At 53.8% G+C, this 13077-nt stretch carries 25 protein-coding genes; 1 reads left to right on the top strand and 24 read right to left on the bottom strand.

The features are described 5' to 3' along the window. Positions 1-294: 294 nt before the first annotated feature. From rpmJ to rpsJ, 23 genes are all read right to left on the bottom strand, one after another. Entirely contained in the window at positions 295-411 is a 117-nt protein-coding gene (rpmJ, locus tag ACJJIM_RS00190) for a 50S ribosomal protein L36 (RefSeq protein WP_010133825.1), read from the bottom strand. 41 nt (positions 412-452) lie between these two features. After that, positions 453-1799 carry a preprotein translocase subunit SecY gene (secY, locus tag ACJJIM_RS00185; RefSeq protein ID WP_282934389.1) on the bottom strand — a complete coding sequence of 449 codons (1347 nt, stop codon included), beginning with the start codon at positions 1797-1799 and terminating at the stop codon, positions 453-455. 11 nt (positions 1800-1810) lie between these two features. Beyond that, entirely contained in the window at positions 1811-2245 is a 435-nt protein-coding gene (rplO, locus tag ACJJIM_RS00180) for a 50S ribosomal protein L15 (protein WP_282934390.1), read from the bottom strand. A gap of 1 nt (position 2246) precedes the next feature. Continuing rightward, a complete protein-coding gene (rpmD, locus tag ACJJIM_RS00175; protein ID WP_020411402.1) occupies positions 2247-2432 on the bottom strand; it encodes a 50S ribosomal protein L30 in 186 nt (61 codons plus the stop codon). Positions 2433-2470: 38 nt separating this feature from the next. Further along, complete coding sequence (rpsE, locus tag ACJJIM_RS00170; RefSeq protein WP_282934391.1) at positions 2471-2977, bottom strand: 30S ribosomal protein S5; 507 nt, start codon at positions 2975-2977, stop codon at positions 2471-2473. Between the two features lie 10 nt (positions 2978-2987). Continuing rightward, positions 2988-3338 (bottom strand): 50S ribosomal protein L18, encoded by a 351-nt coding sequence (rplR, locus tag ACJJIM_RS00165; protein WP_282934392.1) that lies wholly within the window; start codon positions 3336-3338, stop codon positions 2988-2990. Positions 3339-3351: 13 nt separating this feature from the next. Beyond that, entirely contained in the window at positions 3352-3885 is a 534-nt protein-coding gene (gene rplF / locus ACJJIM_RS00160; RefSeq protein WP_282934393.1) for a 50S ribosomal protein L6, read from the bottom strand. Positions 3886-3897: 12 nt separating this feature from the next. Then, positions 3898-4290, bottom strand: coding sequence for a 30S ribosomal protein S8 (rpsH, locus tag ACJJIM_RS00155; protein WP_282934394.1), 393 nt, complete (start codon positions 4288-4290; stop codon positions 3898-3900). A gap of 40 nt (positions 4291-4330) precedes the next feature. Continuing rightward, a complete protein-coding gene (rpsN, locus tag ACJJIM_RS00150) occupies positions 4331-4636 on the bottom strand; it encodes a 30S ribosomal protein S14 (protein ID WP_020411397.1) in 306 nt (101 codons plus the stop codon). A 9-nt stretch (positions 4637-4645) separates the two neighbouring features. Further along, positions 4646-5185 (bottom strand): 50S ribosomal protein L5, encoded by a 540-nt coding sequence (gene rplE, locus ACJJIM_RS00145; RefSeq protein WP_020411396.1) that lies wholly within the window; start codon positions 5183-5185, stop codon positions 4646-4648. Positions 5186-5216: 31 nt separating this feature from the next. After that, positions 5217-5528: a 50S ribosomal protein L24 gene (gene rplX / locus ACJJIM_RS00140; protein WP_108731661.1), complete on the bottom strand. Its 312-nt coding sequence runs from the start codon at positions 5526-5528 to the stop codon at positions 5217-5219. Positions 5529-5548: 20 nt separating this feature from the next. Next, a complete protein-coding gene (gene rplN, locus ACJJIM_RS00135) occupies positions 5549-5917 on the bottom strand; it encodes a 50S ribosomal protein L14 (protein WP_067151032.1) in 369 nt (122 codons plus the stop codon). Between the two features lie 46 nt (positions 5918-5963). Continuing rightward, on the bottom strand, positions 5964-6227 hold the full coding sequence (rpsQ, locus tag ACJJIM_RS00130; protein WP_108731660.1) for a 30S ribosomal protein S17: 264 nt from the start codon (positions 6225-6227) through the stop codon (positions 5964-5966). Positions 6228-6229: 2 nt separating this feature from the next. Further along, a complete protein-coding gene (gene rpmC / locus ACJJIM_RS00125; protein WP_020411392.1) occupies positions 6230-6421 on the bottom strand; it encodes a 50S ribosomal protein L29 in 192 nt (63 codons plus the stop codon). Then, complete coding sequence (gene rplP, locus ACJJIM_RS00120) at positions 6421-6834, bottom strand: 50S ribosomal protein L16 (RefSeq protein WP_282934395.1); 414 nt, start codon at positions 6832-6834, stop codon at positions 6421-6423. Before rplP ends, rpmC begins: the two co-directional genes overlap by 1 nt. An 11-nt stretch (positions 6835-6845) precedes the next feature. After that, a complete protein-coding gene (rpsC, locus tag ACJJIM_RS00115) occupies positions 6846-7526 on the bottom strand; it encodes a 30S ribosomal protein S3 (protein ID WP_282934396.1) in 681 nt (226 codons plus the stop codon). A gap of 19 nt (positions 7527-7545) precedes the next feature. After that, a complete protein-coding gene (gene rplV / locus ACJJIM_RS00110) occupies positions 7546-7878 on the bottom strand; it encodes a 50S ribosomal protein L22 (RefSeq protein WP_282934397.1) in 333 nt (110 codons plus the stop codon). Between the two features lie 15 nt (positions 7879-7893). Further along, entirely contained in the window at positions 7894-8172 is a 279-nt protein-coding gene (gene rpsS / locus ACJJIM_RS00105; RefSeq protein WP_069946924.1) for a 30S ribosomal protein S19, read from the bottom strand. A 37-nt stretch (positions 8173-8209) separates the two neighbouring features. After that, positions 8210-9034: a 50S ribosomal protein L2 gene (gene rplB, locus ACJJIM_RS00100; RefSeq protein WP_108731657.1), complete on the bottom strand. Its 825-nt coding sequence runs from the start codon at positions 9032-9034 to the stop codon at positions 8210-8212. Between the two features lie 14 nt (positions 9035-9048). Further along, positions 9049-9345 (bottom strand): 50S ribosomal protein L23, encoded by a 297-nt coding sequence (gene rplW, locus ACJJIM_RS00095; RefSeq protein ID WP_282934398.1) that lies wholly within the window; start codon positions 9343-9345, stop codon positions 9049-9051. Further along, entirely contained in the window at positions 9342-9956 is a 615-nt protein-coding gene (gene rplD, locus ACJJIM_RS00090; RefSeq protein WP_020411385.1) for a 50S ribosomal protein L4, read from the bottom strand. Before rplD ends, rplW begins: the two co-directional genes overlap by 4 nt. Positions 9957-9974: 18 nt before the next feature. Beyond that, a complete protein-coding gene (gene rplC, locus ACJJIM_RS00085; RefSeq protein ID WP_108731654.1) occupies positions 9975-10610 on the bottom strand; it encodes a 50S ribosomal protein L3 in 636 nt (211 codons plus the stop codon). 110 nt (positions 10611-10720) lie between these two features. Continuing rightward, on the bottom strand, positions 10721-11032 hold the full coding sequence (gene rpsJ / locus ACJJIM_RS00080; RefSeq protein ID WP_010133849.1) for a 30S ribosomal protein S10: 312 nt from the start codon (positions 11030-11032) through the stop codon (positions 10721-10723). Positions 11033-11206: 174 nt separating this feature from the next. Between rpsJ and ACJJIM_RS00075 the strand changes: the two genes are divergently transcribed. Then, positions 11207-11683, top strand: coding sequence for an aminoacyl-tRNA deacylase (locus ACJJIM_RS00075; protein ID WP_282934399.1), 477 nt, complete (start codon positions 11207-11209; stop codon positions 11681-11683). A 190-nt stretch (positions 11684-11873) separates the two neighbouring features. Here ACJJIM_RS00075 and tuf read toward each other — a convergent pair whose 3' ends face one another. Further along, a complete protein-coding gene (gene tuf, locus ACJJIM_RS00070) occupies positions 11874-13067 on the bottom strand; it encodes an elongation factor Tu (RefSeq protein ID WP_108731642.1) in 1194 nt (397 codons plus the stop codon). Positions 13068-13077: the final 10 nt, after the last annotated feature.

Below are 13077 nucleotides of genomic sequence, written 5' to 3'. Positions count from 1 at the left end.
TCTACTTTGATTTCGGCGCTGACAGCGACTAAAAAACCGGCGGCGCCACCAAAAAGGCGCGCAAGAATAGCTTTTCAGACACTAATTTGCAATAGCCAACGTCCGCATCGGTCCCCCGAAGCGGATGAAGACGACAGTCAACGCCCCCAGTTGGAAGTTTGCTGTTGCTAACTTCCCACCCCAAAAAACTTCTCGGGGTGTTGCCATTCGATACGGGGCTGTATCGAGTAGCGAATTTTTCCAGCTTTTACAGAGGCGCCCTGAGGGCGCTCTCCGCAAGGGGCTGGCCCCTTCTTAGCCTTGACGCTGCTTGTGACGTGGCTCAGCGCTGCAGATTACCCGCAGAACACCCTTGCGACGCACGATTTTGCAGTTACGGCAGATCTTTTTTACAGAAGCGCGTACTTTCATGACCTTACCTCAATTCAATCAAACTGCGAGCAGGCGACGCCCTAGCGACGACCGTAGCTTTGCAGGTTAGATTTTTTCATCAAACCCTCGTACTGGTGCGACAGCAGATGCGATTGTACCTGTGCCATAAAGTCCATCACTACGACTACAACGATCAGCAGTGAGGTACCCCCCAGATAGAAGGGAACGTTAAACCCAACCACCAGGAACTGCGGCAGCAGGGATACCAGTGCGATGTATACAGCACCCACCAGAGTGAGGCGAGTCAGCACGCTATCGATATAGCGGGCCGTCTGCTCTCCAGGGCGAATACCTGGCACATAAGCACCGGACTTTTTCAGGTTATCCGCAACTTCATTCGGGTTGAACATCAACGCCGTGTAGAAGAAACAGAAGAAACCAATCAACAGTGCGAACAGAATAATGTTCAGCGGTTGCCCTGGTCCAAGCTGCAACGCCATCCACTGCAGGATCTCTGCACCGAGACCTTCCCCGCCCTGACCAAACCACTGTGCCAGTGTGGCCGGGAACAACAGGATACTGCTGGCAAAGATTACCGGAATTACACCGGCCATGTTTACCTTCAGCGGCAAGTGGCTCGCCTGTGCAGCTGGAGCTGCAGAGTAACGTCCCGCTTGGCGCCTGGCGTGATTGATCGTAATGCGGCGCTGGCCGCGTTCCATAACAACCACAAAGAACACTACAGCAAGAGCGATGACGCCAATCATCAACAGCATGAGTATGTGCAGCTCACCCTGTCTCGCCTGTTCAAATGCCTGGCCGATGGCACCGGGTAAACCGGCGACGATACCGGCAAAAATCAGCATGGAAATGCCGTTGCCAACACCGCGCTCAGTGATCTGCTCACCGAGCCACATCATAAATACAGCACCAGTCACCAGTGACGTTACCGCCACAAAGTAAAAACCAAACGCGGGCTCAGATGAGTAAGCCAGGTTCTGCCCTGCCAGGCCGAAAGTCATACCGATCCCCTGAATCAGGGCCAGTATTACCGTCAGATAGCGGGTGTACTGGTTGATCTTACGTCTTCCGGCCTCCCCTTCCTTCTTCAACGCTTCCAGAGAGGGAGTCACCGCGCTCATCAACTGCATGATGATGGACGCGGAGATGTAGGGCATGATGCCCAGCGCCAGAATACTCATCCTTTCCAGGGCGCCGCCTGAAAACATGTTAAACAGGCCAAGGATGGTTCCCTGGTTCTGGTTAAACAGGTTTGACAGCTTTTCCGGATCAATGCCGGGCACCGGAATATGTGTCCCCAGTCGATAAACAAGAATCGCTAGAAACAGAAAACGAAGGCGAGCCCAAAGCTCGCCCAATCCCTTGCTGTTGCCCAGGGGATTTCCACCGGATCCTGGTCGTGCCATTGGCGCCTCGATTAGTCTTCTATTTTACCGCCAGCAGCTTCAATCGCTGCCTTTGCACCTTTGGTAACTCCCAGACCCTTAACGGTAACAGCTTTGGTCAGCTCACCTGAGAGGAACACTTTGGCGCGTTTAATATGGCTGCCGATGATATCGGCATTCTTAAGCGCTGCCAAATCGATTACGTCATTTTCTACCTTCGCCAGCTCAGCCAGACGTACTTCTGCGGTAAAGCGAGAAACACGAGCGGTGAAACCGTACTTAGGAAGACGCTTCTGCAAAGGCATCTGACCGCCTTCGAAGCCCGGACGAACACTGCCGCCGGAACGCGCTTTCTGACCTTTGTGGCCGCGGCCACCGGTCTTACCAATTCCGCTACCAATACCGCGACCAACGCGCTTGGCGCTGTGCTTGTGGCCTGGTGCTGGAGACAAGTCGTTCAAACGCATGTTATTCCCCCTCAACCTTAACCAGGTAGTTTACTTTGTTGATCATACCGCGCACGGAGGGAGTATCCTCCACTTCCACTGTGTGGCCGATGCGGCGCAGGCCCAGACCCGCAACGCACGCCTGATGACTTTTCAGGCGTCCGTTGATGCTTTTGGTCTGGGTCACTTTTATGGTCTTCTTAGCCATGGTCTTAACCCACCAATAACCTTAAATCCGAGCTGTAATTAGCCCAGAATCTCTTCGACAGATTTACCGCGCTTGGCAGCTACATCTTCCGGGCTCTGCATTTGCTCCAGAGCTTTGAAAGTTGCACGTACTACGTTCACCGGGTTGGTGGAGCCGTAACACTTAGCCAATACGTTGTGTACACCAGCCATTTCCAGAACGGAGCGCATAGCACCGCCGGCAATTACACCGGTACCCTGGGAAGCGGGCTGCATGTAAATCTTGGAACCGCCGTGGCGACCATTGGTAGCGTACTGGATGGTGTCACCATTCAGGTCTACCTGGATCATGTTGCGGCGTGCAGATTCCATCGCCTTTTGAATCGCTACAGGCACTTCACGTGCCTTGCCACGACCAAAGCCAACACGGCCATTGCCATCACCAACTACGGTCAGTGCGGTAAAGGCGAAGATACGACCACCTTTAACAGTCTTGGCAACGCGGTTGACCTGGACCAGCTTCTCCTGCAGGCCTTCGTCGTTGCTTTTGTCTTTCTCTCTAGCCATAACTCAACCCTTAGAATTTCAGACCGGCTTCGCGGGCAGCGTCAGCCAGAGCCTTAACACGGCCATGGTATCTGAAGCCGCTACGATCGAAGGCAACTTGTTCAACGCCAGCGGCTTTCGCGCGCTCAGCGATCAGTTTGCCAACTGCGGCAGCAGCGTCAGCGTTGCCAGTTTTACCAGAGCGCAGGTCCTTGTCCAGGGTAGAGGCAGAAGCCAATACCGCGCTGCCTTCGGCAGACAGGATCTGTGCGTAAATGTGGCGCGGGGTGCGGTTCACGGTGAGGCGAACGGCGCCCAGCTCACGGATCTTGGCGCGGGCACGACGTGCACGACGCAAGCGAGATGCTTTCTTAACGTTCATATCTATGCCCTACTTACTTCTTCTTGGCCTCTTTGCGATACACGCGCTCGTCGGCATAACGGACACCCTTACCTTTGTAGGGCTCCGGCGGACGGAACGAGCGGATCTCAGCGGCCACTTGGCCCAGCAGCTGTTTATTGCTGCTCTTCAGTACGATTTCAGTCTGGGATGGAGTTTCCGCAGTCACGCCTTCCGGCAACTGATAATCGATCGGATGGGAGAAGCCCAGGGTCAGGTTAACCGCTTTACCGGCTGCTTTCGCACGATAACCAACACCCAGCAACTGCAGCTTCTTCTCGAAGCCCTTGCTTACGCCTATCACCATGTTATTGACCAAAGCACGGGTGGTACCCGCCAAGGCTCTGGCCTGCTTGGAGTTATTGCGCGCGGCAAAAGTCAGCTGGCTTTCAGCCTCGCTCACTTCTACATCACCGTGAATAACCATATCCAGGTTACCGCTACCGCCTTTAACAGCGATATTTTGACCTTTCAGGTCTACGGTTACACCTGCGGGGATAACTACCGGACTATTTGCTACTCGAGACATTGCAACCCCCGCTTAGAATACGGTGCAAAGCACTTCGCCACCGATACCAGCCTGACGTGCAGCGCGGTCAGTCATCACACCATTAGAGGTGGAAACGATCGCGACACCCAGGCCACCACGTACGGTAGGCAGAGCTTTTTTACCAGTGTAAGCGCGCAGGCCCGGACGGGAAACGCGATTGAGCTCGGCAATAACCGGCTTGCCCTGGAAGTATTTCAGAGCAATGGTCAGTTCCGGCTTAGCGCCTTCGCTTACGTTTAAATCAGTAACGTAACCTTCGTCTTTCAGGACTTTGGCCACTGCTACTTTCAGTTTGGATGATGGCAGGGTGACTTCCGCCTTTCCGCGCGCCAGGGCATTGCGGATGCGAGTCAGCATATCTGCCAACGGATCTTGCATACTCATCTTATGAGACTCCTCAAATCTGCCTTAAACCAGCTGGTAATTACCAGCTGGACTTCACGAGGCCAGGAACATCACCACGCATCGCAGCTTCACGAAGCTTGTTACGGCACAGGCCGAACTTGCGGTATACAGCGTGGGGGCGACCAGTAATACGACAGCGGCGTTGCTGACGTACCGGGCTTGCATCGCGCGGCATTTTCTGCAGCTTGAGTTGAGCCTCCCACTGCTCCTCTTCGGAAGCAGTGGAACTGGCGATGATCGCCTTCAGCTCTTGACGCTTCTCGGCGTACTTAGCTGCGGTTCGAGCGCGCTTGTTTTCGCGCGCAATCATGGATTTCTTCGCCATGGAATCCTCTTAACCCTTGAAAGGGAAGTTGAACGCTTTCAGCAGCGCGCGACCTTGATCGTCGTTTGCAGCTGTAGTGGTAATACAAATATCCAGACCGCGGAGCTTGTCTACTTTGTCGTAGTCAATTTCCGGGAAGATGATTTGCTCAGTCACGCCCATAGAGAAGTTACCGCGGCCGTCGAACTGCTTCGGGCTAATGCCACGGAAGTCGCGGATACGCGGAATCGCGATGTCAACCAAACGCTCCAGGAACTCATACATGCGCTCACCGCGCAGAGTTACCTTACAGCCGATCGGCCAACCGTCACGAATCTTAAAGCCCGCAATAGACTTGCGCGCTTTAGTAACGATGGGCTTTTGACCAGTAATTGCTGTCATATCGTTGACAGCGTGCTCCAGCACCTTCTTATCACCAATCGCTTCACCAACACCCATGTTGATGGTGATCTTGGTGATGCGCGGCACTGCCATCACATTCTCGAGACCAAGCTCTTCTTTTAGCTTGGCCACGAGGTCCTTAGTGTAGAGCTCTTTAAGCTTTGCCATGATCTACCAACCTGCTTTTGCGTCAAGAGCCTTAGATGGCTTCGCCGCTGGATTTGAAGACGCGAATCTTAGTGCCGTCTTCCAGTACTTTAAAGCCCACCCGGTCAGCCTTCTGGGTGTTAGGGTTGAAGATGGCTACGTTGGAAGCTTGGATAGCAGCTTCTTTCTCAACGATGCCACCTGCAATACCCATCTGTGGGTTTGGCTTTTGGTGCTTTTTGATCATCTGTATGCCGGAGACAATCAGACGACCGTCGTTCAGTACTTTACGTACTGAACCACGTTTGCCCTTGTCACGACCGGCGATAACGATCACTTCGTCGTCACGCTTGATCTTGCGCATAACTCTTCTCCGCTCGAGGCCTAGATAACTTCGGGAGCGAGGGAGATGATCTTCATGAACTTCTCACCGCGCAATTCGCGAGTTACCGGACCAAAAATACGGGTGCCAACCGGCGCCAGTTGCTGGTTCAGCAGCACCGCTGCGTTATCGTCAAATTTAATCAGGGAACCGTCCGCGCGACGCACACCTTTTTTGGTGCGAACCACAACGGCGTTCATTACCTGACCTTTCTTCACTTTACCGCGGGGGATGGCTTCCTTAACGGTTACCTTGATAATGTCGCCCACGCCGGCATAACGACGATGGGAGCCGCCCAGCACCTTGATGCACATGACGCGGCGAGCCCCACTGTTGTCAGCTACTTCTAAGTAGGATTCCGCTTGAATCATTGTCTCTCTCCGAAACCTTTCAATTCGGCAGTCAATGCGCTAGGGGTTATACCTTCGCCGCACGCTCTACAATTTTCTGTAAAGCCCAAGATTTGCTCTTGGACAGAGGACGAGATTCCTCGATGGTTACAACATCACCGATGCTGCAATCATTGTTCTCATCATGTGCCTTGAGCTTTGTGGACTTGTTTACAATTTTGCCGTAGATCGGGTGCTTAACACGGCGCTCGATCAAAACGGTGATGGTTTTATCCATCTTGTCACTCACAACCTTGCCGGTCAGAGTACGCTTCAGTTTTGCTTCAGCCATGATTAATTACCTGCCTTCTCGGTCAACACAGTCTTTATGCGAGCAATGTCGCGACGAGTCTGCTTCAGCAGATGAGTCTGAGCCAGTTGACCGGTGGATTTTTGCATACGAAGCTTAAATTGAGCTTCGAGCTGGTTCAGCAGTTCCTGGTTCAGCTCTTCAACTGACTTTTCGCGTAGATCTGCAGTCTTCATTACATCACCGAACGCTTAACGAAAGTTGTTTTTACAGGCAGCTTGGCCGCAGCTAGTGCGAAAGCCTCACGAGCCAGCTCCTCGGACACACCCTCCATCTCATAGAGGACCTTGCCCGGCTGGATCTGAGCTACCCAGTATTCAACGCCACCTTTACCTTTACCCATTCGAACTTCGAGGGGCTTATTGGTAATGGGCTTATCTGGAAACACACGAATCCAGATTTTACCGCCACGTTTAATGTGACGAGTCATTGCGCGACGAGCCGCTTCGATCTGGCGCGCAGTAATGCGACCACGACCGGTAGCCTTAAGGCCAAACTCGCCAAAGCTCACTTTAGAGCCGCGCTGAGCAAGACCGCGGTTGCGACCCTTCTGTACCTTGCGGAATTTTGTACGCTTTGGTTGCAGCATTTGCGTACCCCTTATTTAGCAGCTTTTTTGCGGCTCTTTACCGGCTTCTCATCGGGCACTTCGTCACCGATTACCTCGCCTTTAAAGATCCACACCTTGATACCGATGATGCCGTAAGTAGTCTTCGCTTCAACATTGGCGTAGTCGATGTTGGCGCGCAGGGTGTGCAGGGGCACACGGCCTTCGCGATACCATTCGGTACGCGCGATTTCTGCACCGCCGAGACGGCCACTTACTTGAATCTTGATACCTTCGGCACCCTGACGCATAGCGTTCTGTACGGCACGCTTCATAGCGCGACGGAACATAACACGGCGTTCCAGCTGCTGGGCAACGTTCTGGCCAACCAGAGCCGCGTCCATATCAGGCTTGCGCACTTCTTCGATGTCGATGTGCACAGGTACGCCCATCTGCGCGCTTACTTCTTTGCGCAGACGTTCTACGTCTTCACCTTTTTTACCGATCACGATGCCCGGACGTGCAGTGTGAATCTTCACACGTGCAGTGTTTGCCGGACGTTCGATCTCAATACGGCTCACAGAAGCGTGGGCCAGTTTTTTGCGAATGTATTCGCGAACTTTCAGATCCGTGTACAGCTTGTCTGCGTACTCGTCGCTGCCGGCATACCAAACAGAGGTATGCTTTTTAACGATACCCAGACGAATGCCGGTAGGATGTACTTTTTGTCCCATGGTTTTCTCGCCTGCTCTCTTATTTCTCGGCCACTTTCACAGTGATGTGACAAGTACGCTTAAGAATGCGATCAGCACGACCTTTAGCACGCGGCTTAATGCGCTTCATGGTCATACCTTCGTCCACAAAAATTGTGGAAACCTTCAGCTCGTCAACGTCAGCACCTTCGTTGTGCTCAGCGTTGGCAATGGCCGACTCCAGTACTTTCTTAATGATCGCCGCACCCTTTTTAGTACTGAAAGCCAGTATATCCAGGGCCTCTTCAACGCCTTTGCCGCGAACCTGATCAGCTACCAGTCGCGCCTTTTGCGCCGATAGACGTGCGCCGCGTAATTTTGCTGCTACTTCCATCTTTATAACCTCGGCTTAGCGCTTCTTCGCTTTCTTGTCCGCAGCATGACCGCGGTAAGTGCGGGTAGCAGCGAACTCGCCCAGTTTATGGCCAACCATTTCTTCGTTAACCAAAACGGGCACGTGTTGACGACCGTTGTGCACGGCAATCGTCAGTCCAACCATTTCCGGCATAATCATGGAACGGCGGGACCAGGTTTTAATCGGCCGACGATCGTTTGCTGCAATCGCTGCCTCCACCTTCTTGATCAAATGCAGATCAATAAAGGGACCTTTCTTTAATGAGCGTGGCACTGTCGATTCCTCTCTAGCTGCTCAGACATCGCGCGGCTTACTTGCCGCGACGACGTACTATCATCTTATCGGTGCGCTTGTTCTTGCGCGTTTTCTTACCCTTGGTCGGAACGCCCCACGGAGTAACCGGATGACGACCACCAGAGGTACGGCCTTCACCACCACCGTGCGGGTGATCTACCGGGTTCATCGCCACACCGCGAACGGTAGGACGAACACCACGCCAGCGTGCAGCACCAGCTTTACCCAGCTTGCGCAGGCTGTGCTCGGAGTTGCTCACTTCACCCAGGGTTGCGCGGCACTCAGCGAGAACCTTGCGCATTTCGCCGGAACGCAGACGAATGGTCGCATACTGACCTTCACGAGCTACCAGCTGCACAGAGGCACCAGCAGAACGGGCCAGCTGAGCGCCTTTGCCTGGCTTCAGCTCGATCGCGTGGATTACAGAACCTACCGGAACGTTGCGCAGAGGCAGAGTGTTACCCACAACAATCGGTGCGGCATCGCCGGACTGAATGGTGGCACCTGCTTTCAGGCCTTTCGGTGCGATAATGTAACGACGCTCACCGTCGGCGTAACACACCAGAGCGATGTGTGCGCTGCGGTTGGGATCGTACTCCAGACGCTCAACTTTAGCCGGAATACCGTCTTTGTTGCGCTTGAAGTCGATTACACGGTAGTGCTGCTTGTGGCCACCACCGATGTGACGGGTAGTGATACGACCATTGTTGTTACGGCCACCACTTTTGCTCTTGCTCTCCAACAGAGGAGCGTAAGGAGCACCCTTGTGCAGGTCGGTGTTAACAACCTTAACCAGGTGACGACGGCCGGCGGAGGTCGGTTTTGTTTTTACAATTGCCATTGTAACGGTCCCCTTTACTCAGCAGCTTCAAAATTGATGTCGCTGCCCTCAGCCAGGCGAACGTAGGCTTTTTTCCAATCGCTGCGCTGGCCCATGCCATTGCGAGTGCGCTTGGTTTTGCCCTTTACGTTCACGGTGCGAACCTGCTCAACGGAAACGTTAAACAGCTTCTCAACCGCAGCCTTGATCTCAGCTTTTTCGGCGTCGGTGGTAACCTTGAAAACTACCTGATTGGCGCTATCCGCCAGTCCAGCAGCTTTTTCGGAAATTACCGGGCCCAGCAGTACTTTGTAGAGTCGCTCTTGGTTCATCCCAGCACCTCTTCAATTTTCTTGAGCGCAGAAACGGTAACCACGACCTTATCAAAGCGAATCAGGCTTACTGGATCGATCGCCTGTACATCGCGGACGTCGATCTTGTGCAAGTTGCGTGCGGCCAGGTAGAGGTTTTCGCTAACCTCTTCAGTCACGATCAGCGCATCGGACAGGTCAAACTGAGCCAGTTTGCTTACCAGCTGCTTGGTCTTGGGTGCGTCCACATCAAAGGACTCAACCACTACCAGGCGCTCCTGACGAGCCAGCTCAGACAGAATGCAACGCAGTGCAGCGCGGTACATTTTTTTGTTCAGCTTAACGCTGTGATCGCGCGGATCAGCGGCGAAGGTTACGCCACCGGAACGCCACAGCGGGCTGCGGATAGTACCGGCACGTGCGCGGCCAGTACCTTTTTGGCGCCATGGCTTCTTACCACCACCAGAAACATCGGAACGATTTTTCTGCGCCTTGGTACCCTGGCGAGCGCCGGCCATGTAGGCCACAACTGCCTGGTGTACCAGATCTTGGTTGAACTCACGTCCGAAAGTCACTTCAGAGACAGCTACTGTGCCTTTAGCGCCTTCGGGAGTAGCGATATTCAGTTCCATATCTATTTCCCCTCAGACTTAGGCTTTAACTGCCGGACGAACGATAACGTTGCCACCGGGTGCACCGGGTACAGCGCCTTTAACCAACAGCAGGTTGCGTTCGGCATCGACACGAACCACTTCCAGGTTTTGCACGGTTACGCGCTCAGCACCCATATGTCCGGCCATCTTCTTGCCTTTCCATACGCGGCCAGGAGTCTGACATTGACCGATAGAACCGGGTGCGCGGTGAGACAGGGAGTTACCGTGGGTTGCGTCCTGGGTGCGGAAATTCCAACGCTTAACGCCGCCCTGGAAGCCTTTACCTTTGGAAGTGCCGGTTACGTCGATCATCTGGCCAGCTTCGAAGCTGGAAACAGTAATTTCAGAACCGATTTCGAAAGTCTCTTCGGAACCGTCAGTGCGCAGTTCGAAAAGATTTGTGCCAGCCTCTACATTGGCTTTGGCGAAGTGGCCCGCTGCGGGCTTGGAGACACGGGAAGCTTTGCGGCTGCCTACTGCTACTTGAACAGCGCTGTAACCGTCAGTTTCCTGAGTTTTCACTTGGGTGACGCGATTCGGAGCAACCTCAACAACGGTTACCGGAATGGATACGCCATCTTCAGTGAAGATGCGAGTCATGCCGCTCTTGCGGCCGACAATACCTATAGTCATCTTTTTTAACCTCTCAGTGCACGGGGCTTTAACCCACTGCGGCCGCCCAATTTCAGAGCGTTACACTACCCGGACCGTTTTCGCCCGGGATTCGGTAGTTAGTAAAAGTGTTAGCCGAGACTAATTTGGACCTCAACACCGGCCGCCAGATCGAGCTTCATCAGCGCGTCGACGGTTTTCTCGGTAGGCTCAACGATGTCCAGCAAACGCTTGTGAGTACGGATCTCATACTGATCGCGAGCGTCTTTATTAACGTGCGGGGAAATCAGTACGGTGTACTTCTCTTTGCGAGTCGGCAGCGGGATAGGACCGCGAACTTGTGCGCCAGTGCGCTTAGCCGTCTCTACGATCTCCTGAGTGGACGCATCGATCAGCTTGTGATCGAAGGCCTTCAGGCGAATACGGATACGTTGACCCTGCATGGAATCAAACTCCAATTATTAACTAAAGAACGTCCTCTTACGCAGCCCCGAGGGCGGGCGAAAAGGAGCGCGAATTCTACGGGGAGCGCAGCAGGCTGTCAACTGTACAGGCTGATCAAATTTCAATCTGTCGAAACTACAATTGAGTACTCCAAGCGGAACGAGGTATCCACAATGACTATCGCCGCAACACTGAGCCAATATTTAAATGACCAATCGGTCGATTACCATCTGATTCAGCACCCGCACACACGCACCAGCCGGGAAAGCGCCCGCGCCGCCCATGTGCGAGAGGATCAGGTGGCAAAAGCGATTTTGCTTCAGGATATAGAGGGTTACGTAATGGCTGTGATCCCAGCCAGCAGCAGCCTCGACATGCGCTCTCTTCACAATGAGACAGGGCGAAACTCACTGCAAATGGTCTCGGAAACCGAGCTCGGCGCCATATTCCCAGACTGTGAACTGGGCGCCCTGCCCGCCCTAGGCCAGGCTTACGGAATTACCACCCTGCTAGACACCAGCCTTGGACACCGTGAAACCATTTACTTTGAGGCCGGTGACCACGAAGAGCTGGTCGAGATGAGCGGCCCTCAATTCACCAAGCTGTTTGCGGGCAGCAGAAGCTGTGATTTAAGCCGGGATTGGCCATAAGCTCGCTAGATTAAAAGCAAATATTAGCGGCCGCAGATATGCCGGAAAGGATTCAATATTGAGCCCCTAACAGAGAGGGGTGATGCTCGCAGCACCAAACAACACCAGCTGGTGCAAGTAGGCAATTATCGGGCACAAAAAAAGCCGCAGCGCGTCCGCTGCGGCTTTTTATTTAGATCAGGAGTAACTATTACTCGATGATCTTGGCAACAACGCCCGCACCTACGGTACGACCACCTTCGCGGATAGCGAAGCGCAGGCCGTCTTCCATGGCGATCGGAGCGATCAGGGTAACAACCATTTGAATGTTGTCGCCCGGCATTACCATTTCAGTACCTTCCGGCAGCTCTACCGCACCAGTTACGTCGGTAGTACGGAAGTAGAACTGAGGACGGTAGCCTTTGAAGAACGGGGTGTGACGACCACCTTCGTCCTTGGACAGTACATACACTTCCGCTTCGAACTTGGTGTGCGGAGTGATGGAGCCCGGCTTAGCCAGTACCTGACCACGCTCTACTTCGTCACGCTTGGTGCCGCGCAGCAGTGCGCCAATGTTCTCACCAGCACGACCTTCGTCGAGCAGCTTGCGGAACATTTCAACACCAGTACAGGTAGTAGTGGTGGTTTCTTTGATACCAACGATTTCGATCTCGTCGCCAGTGTTGATCACACCGCGCTCTACACGACCGGTTACAACAGTACCACGACCAGAGATAGAGAATACGTCTTCGATCGGCATCAGGAACGGCTGATCTACAGCGCGCTCTGGCTCAGGGATGTACTCGTCCAGAGTCTCTACCAGCTTCTTAACAGCGGTAGTACCCATTTCGTTGTCGTCTTCGCCGTTCAGGGCCATCAGAGCGGAACCAACGATGATCGGAGTGTCGTCACCTGGGAACTCGTACTGATCCAGAAGTTCGCGAACTTCCATTTCTACCAGCTCGAGCAGCTCTTCGTCGTCTACCATGTCCGCTTTGTTCAGGAATACAACGATGTAAGGTACACCTACCTGACGGGAAAGCAGGATGTGCTCACGAGTCTGCGGCATGGGGCCGTCAGCTGCGGAACATACCAGGATAGCGCCGTCCATCTGAGCAGCACCGGTGATCATGTTCTTAACGTAGTCGGCGTGTCCCGGGCAATCTACGTGAGCGTAGTGGCGAGTCGGGGACTCGTACTCAACGTGAGAAGTAGCGATGGTGATACCGCGCTCACGCTCTTCCGGTGCATTGTCGATACCGTCGAAAGCAACAGCGTCACCGCCCCAAACTTCCGCACATACGCGGGTCAGAGCAGCAGTCAGGGTGGTTTTACCGTGGTCAACGTGACCGATGGTGCCCACGTTCACGTGGGGCTTGGAACGTTCAAACTTTTCTTTTGCCATCTTTAGATGT

Source organism: Microbulbifer maximicatervae (SeqCode), from assembly GCF_052467615.1.
Note: the sequence above shows the minus strand (reverse complement) of the source record. Positions and strands in the feature narration are given on the sequence as shown.

Coding starts and splice junctions, on each gene's coding strand:
- rplP (WP_282934395.1), bottom strand. CDS start 6,834: ATGCTGCAACCAAAGCGTACAAAATTCCGCAAGGTACAGAAGGGTCGC.
- rpsH (WP_282934394.1), bottom strand. CDS start 4,290: ATGAGTATGCAAGATCCGTTGGCAGATATGCTGACTCGCATCCGCAAT.
- rpsJ (WP_010133849.1), bottom strand. CDS start 11,032: ATGCAGGGTCAACGTATCCGTATTCGCCTGAAGGCCTTCGATCACAAG.
- rpmC (WP_020411392.1), bottom strand. CDS start 6,421: ATGAAGACTGCAGATCTACGCGAAAAGTCAGTTGAAGAGCTGAACCAG.
- rpsN (WP_020411397.1), bottom strand. CDS start 4,636: ATGGCGAAGAAATCCATGATTGCGCGCGAAAACAAGCGCGCTCGAACC.
- rplW (WP_282934398.1), bottom strand. CDS start 9,345: ATGAACCAAGAGCGACTCTACAAAGTACTGCTGGGCCCGGTAATTTCC.
- rpsC (WP_282934396.1), bottom strand. CDS start 7,526: ATGGGACAAAAAGTACATCCTACCGGCATTCGTCTGGGTATCGTTAAA.
- rplX (WP_108731661.1), bottom strand. CDS start 5,528: ATGCGCAAGATCAAGCGTGACGACGAAGTGATCGTTATCGCCGGTCGT.
- rplV (WP_282934397.1), bottom strand. CDS start 7,878: ATGGAAGTAGCAGCAAAATTACGCGGCGCACGTCTATCGGCGCAAAAG.
- rpsE (WP_282934391.1), bottom strand. CDS start 2,977: ATGGCTAGAGAGAAAGACAAAAGCAACGACGAAGGCCTGCAGGAGAAG.
- rpmJ (WP_010133825.1), bottom strand. CDS start 411: ATGAAAGTACGCGCTTCTGTAAAAAAGATCTGCCGTAACTGCAAAATC.
- rplE (WP_020411396.1), bottom strand. CDS start 5,185: ATGGCAAAGCTTAAAGAGCTCTACACTAAGGACCTCGTGGCCAAGCTA.
- tuf (WP_108731642.1), bottom strand. CDS start 13,067: ATGGCAAAAGAAAAGTTTGAACGTTCCAAGCCCCACGTGAACGTGGGC.
- ACJJIM_RS00075 (WP_282934399.1), top strand. CDS start 11,207: ATGACTATCGCCGCAACACTGAGCCAATATTTAAATGACCAATCGGTC.
- rplF (WP_282934393.1), bottom strand. CDS start 3,885: ATGTCTCGAGTAGCAAATAGTCCGGTAGTTATCCCCGCAGGTGTAACC.
- secY (WP_282934389.1), bottom strand. CDS start 1,799: ATGGCACGACCAGGATCCGGTGGAAATCCCCTGGGCAACAGCAAGGGA.
- rplN (WP_067151032.1), bottom strand. CDS start 5,917: ATGATTCAAGCGGAATCCTACTTAGAAGTAGCTGACAACAGTGGGGCT.
- rplD (WP_020411385.1), bottom strand. CDS start 9,956: ATGGAACTGAATATCGCTACTCCCGAAGGCGCTAAAGGCACAGTAGCT.
- rpsQ (WP_108731660.1), bottom strand. CDS start 6,227: ATGGCTGAAGCAAAACTGAAGCGTACTCTGACCGGCAAGGTTGTGAGT.
- rplO (WP_282934390.1), bottom strand. CDS start 2,245: ATGCGTTTGAACGACTTGTCTCCAGCACCAGGCCACAAGCACAGCGCC.
- rplB (WP_108731657.1), bottom strand. CDS start 9,034: ATGGCAATTGTAAAAACAAAACCGACCTCCGCCGGCCGTCGTCACCTG.
- rplC (WP_108731654.1), bottom strand. CDS start 10,610: ATGACTATAGGTATTGTCGGCCGCAAGAGCGGCATGACTCGCATCTTC.
- rpmD (WP_020411402.1), bottom strand. CDS start 2,432: ATGGCTAAGAAGACCATAAAAGTGACCCAGACCAAAAGCATCAACGGA.
- rplR (WP_282934392.1), bottom strand. CDS start 3,338: ATGAACGTTAAGAAAGCATCTCGCTTGCGTCGTGCACGTCGTGCCCGC.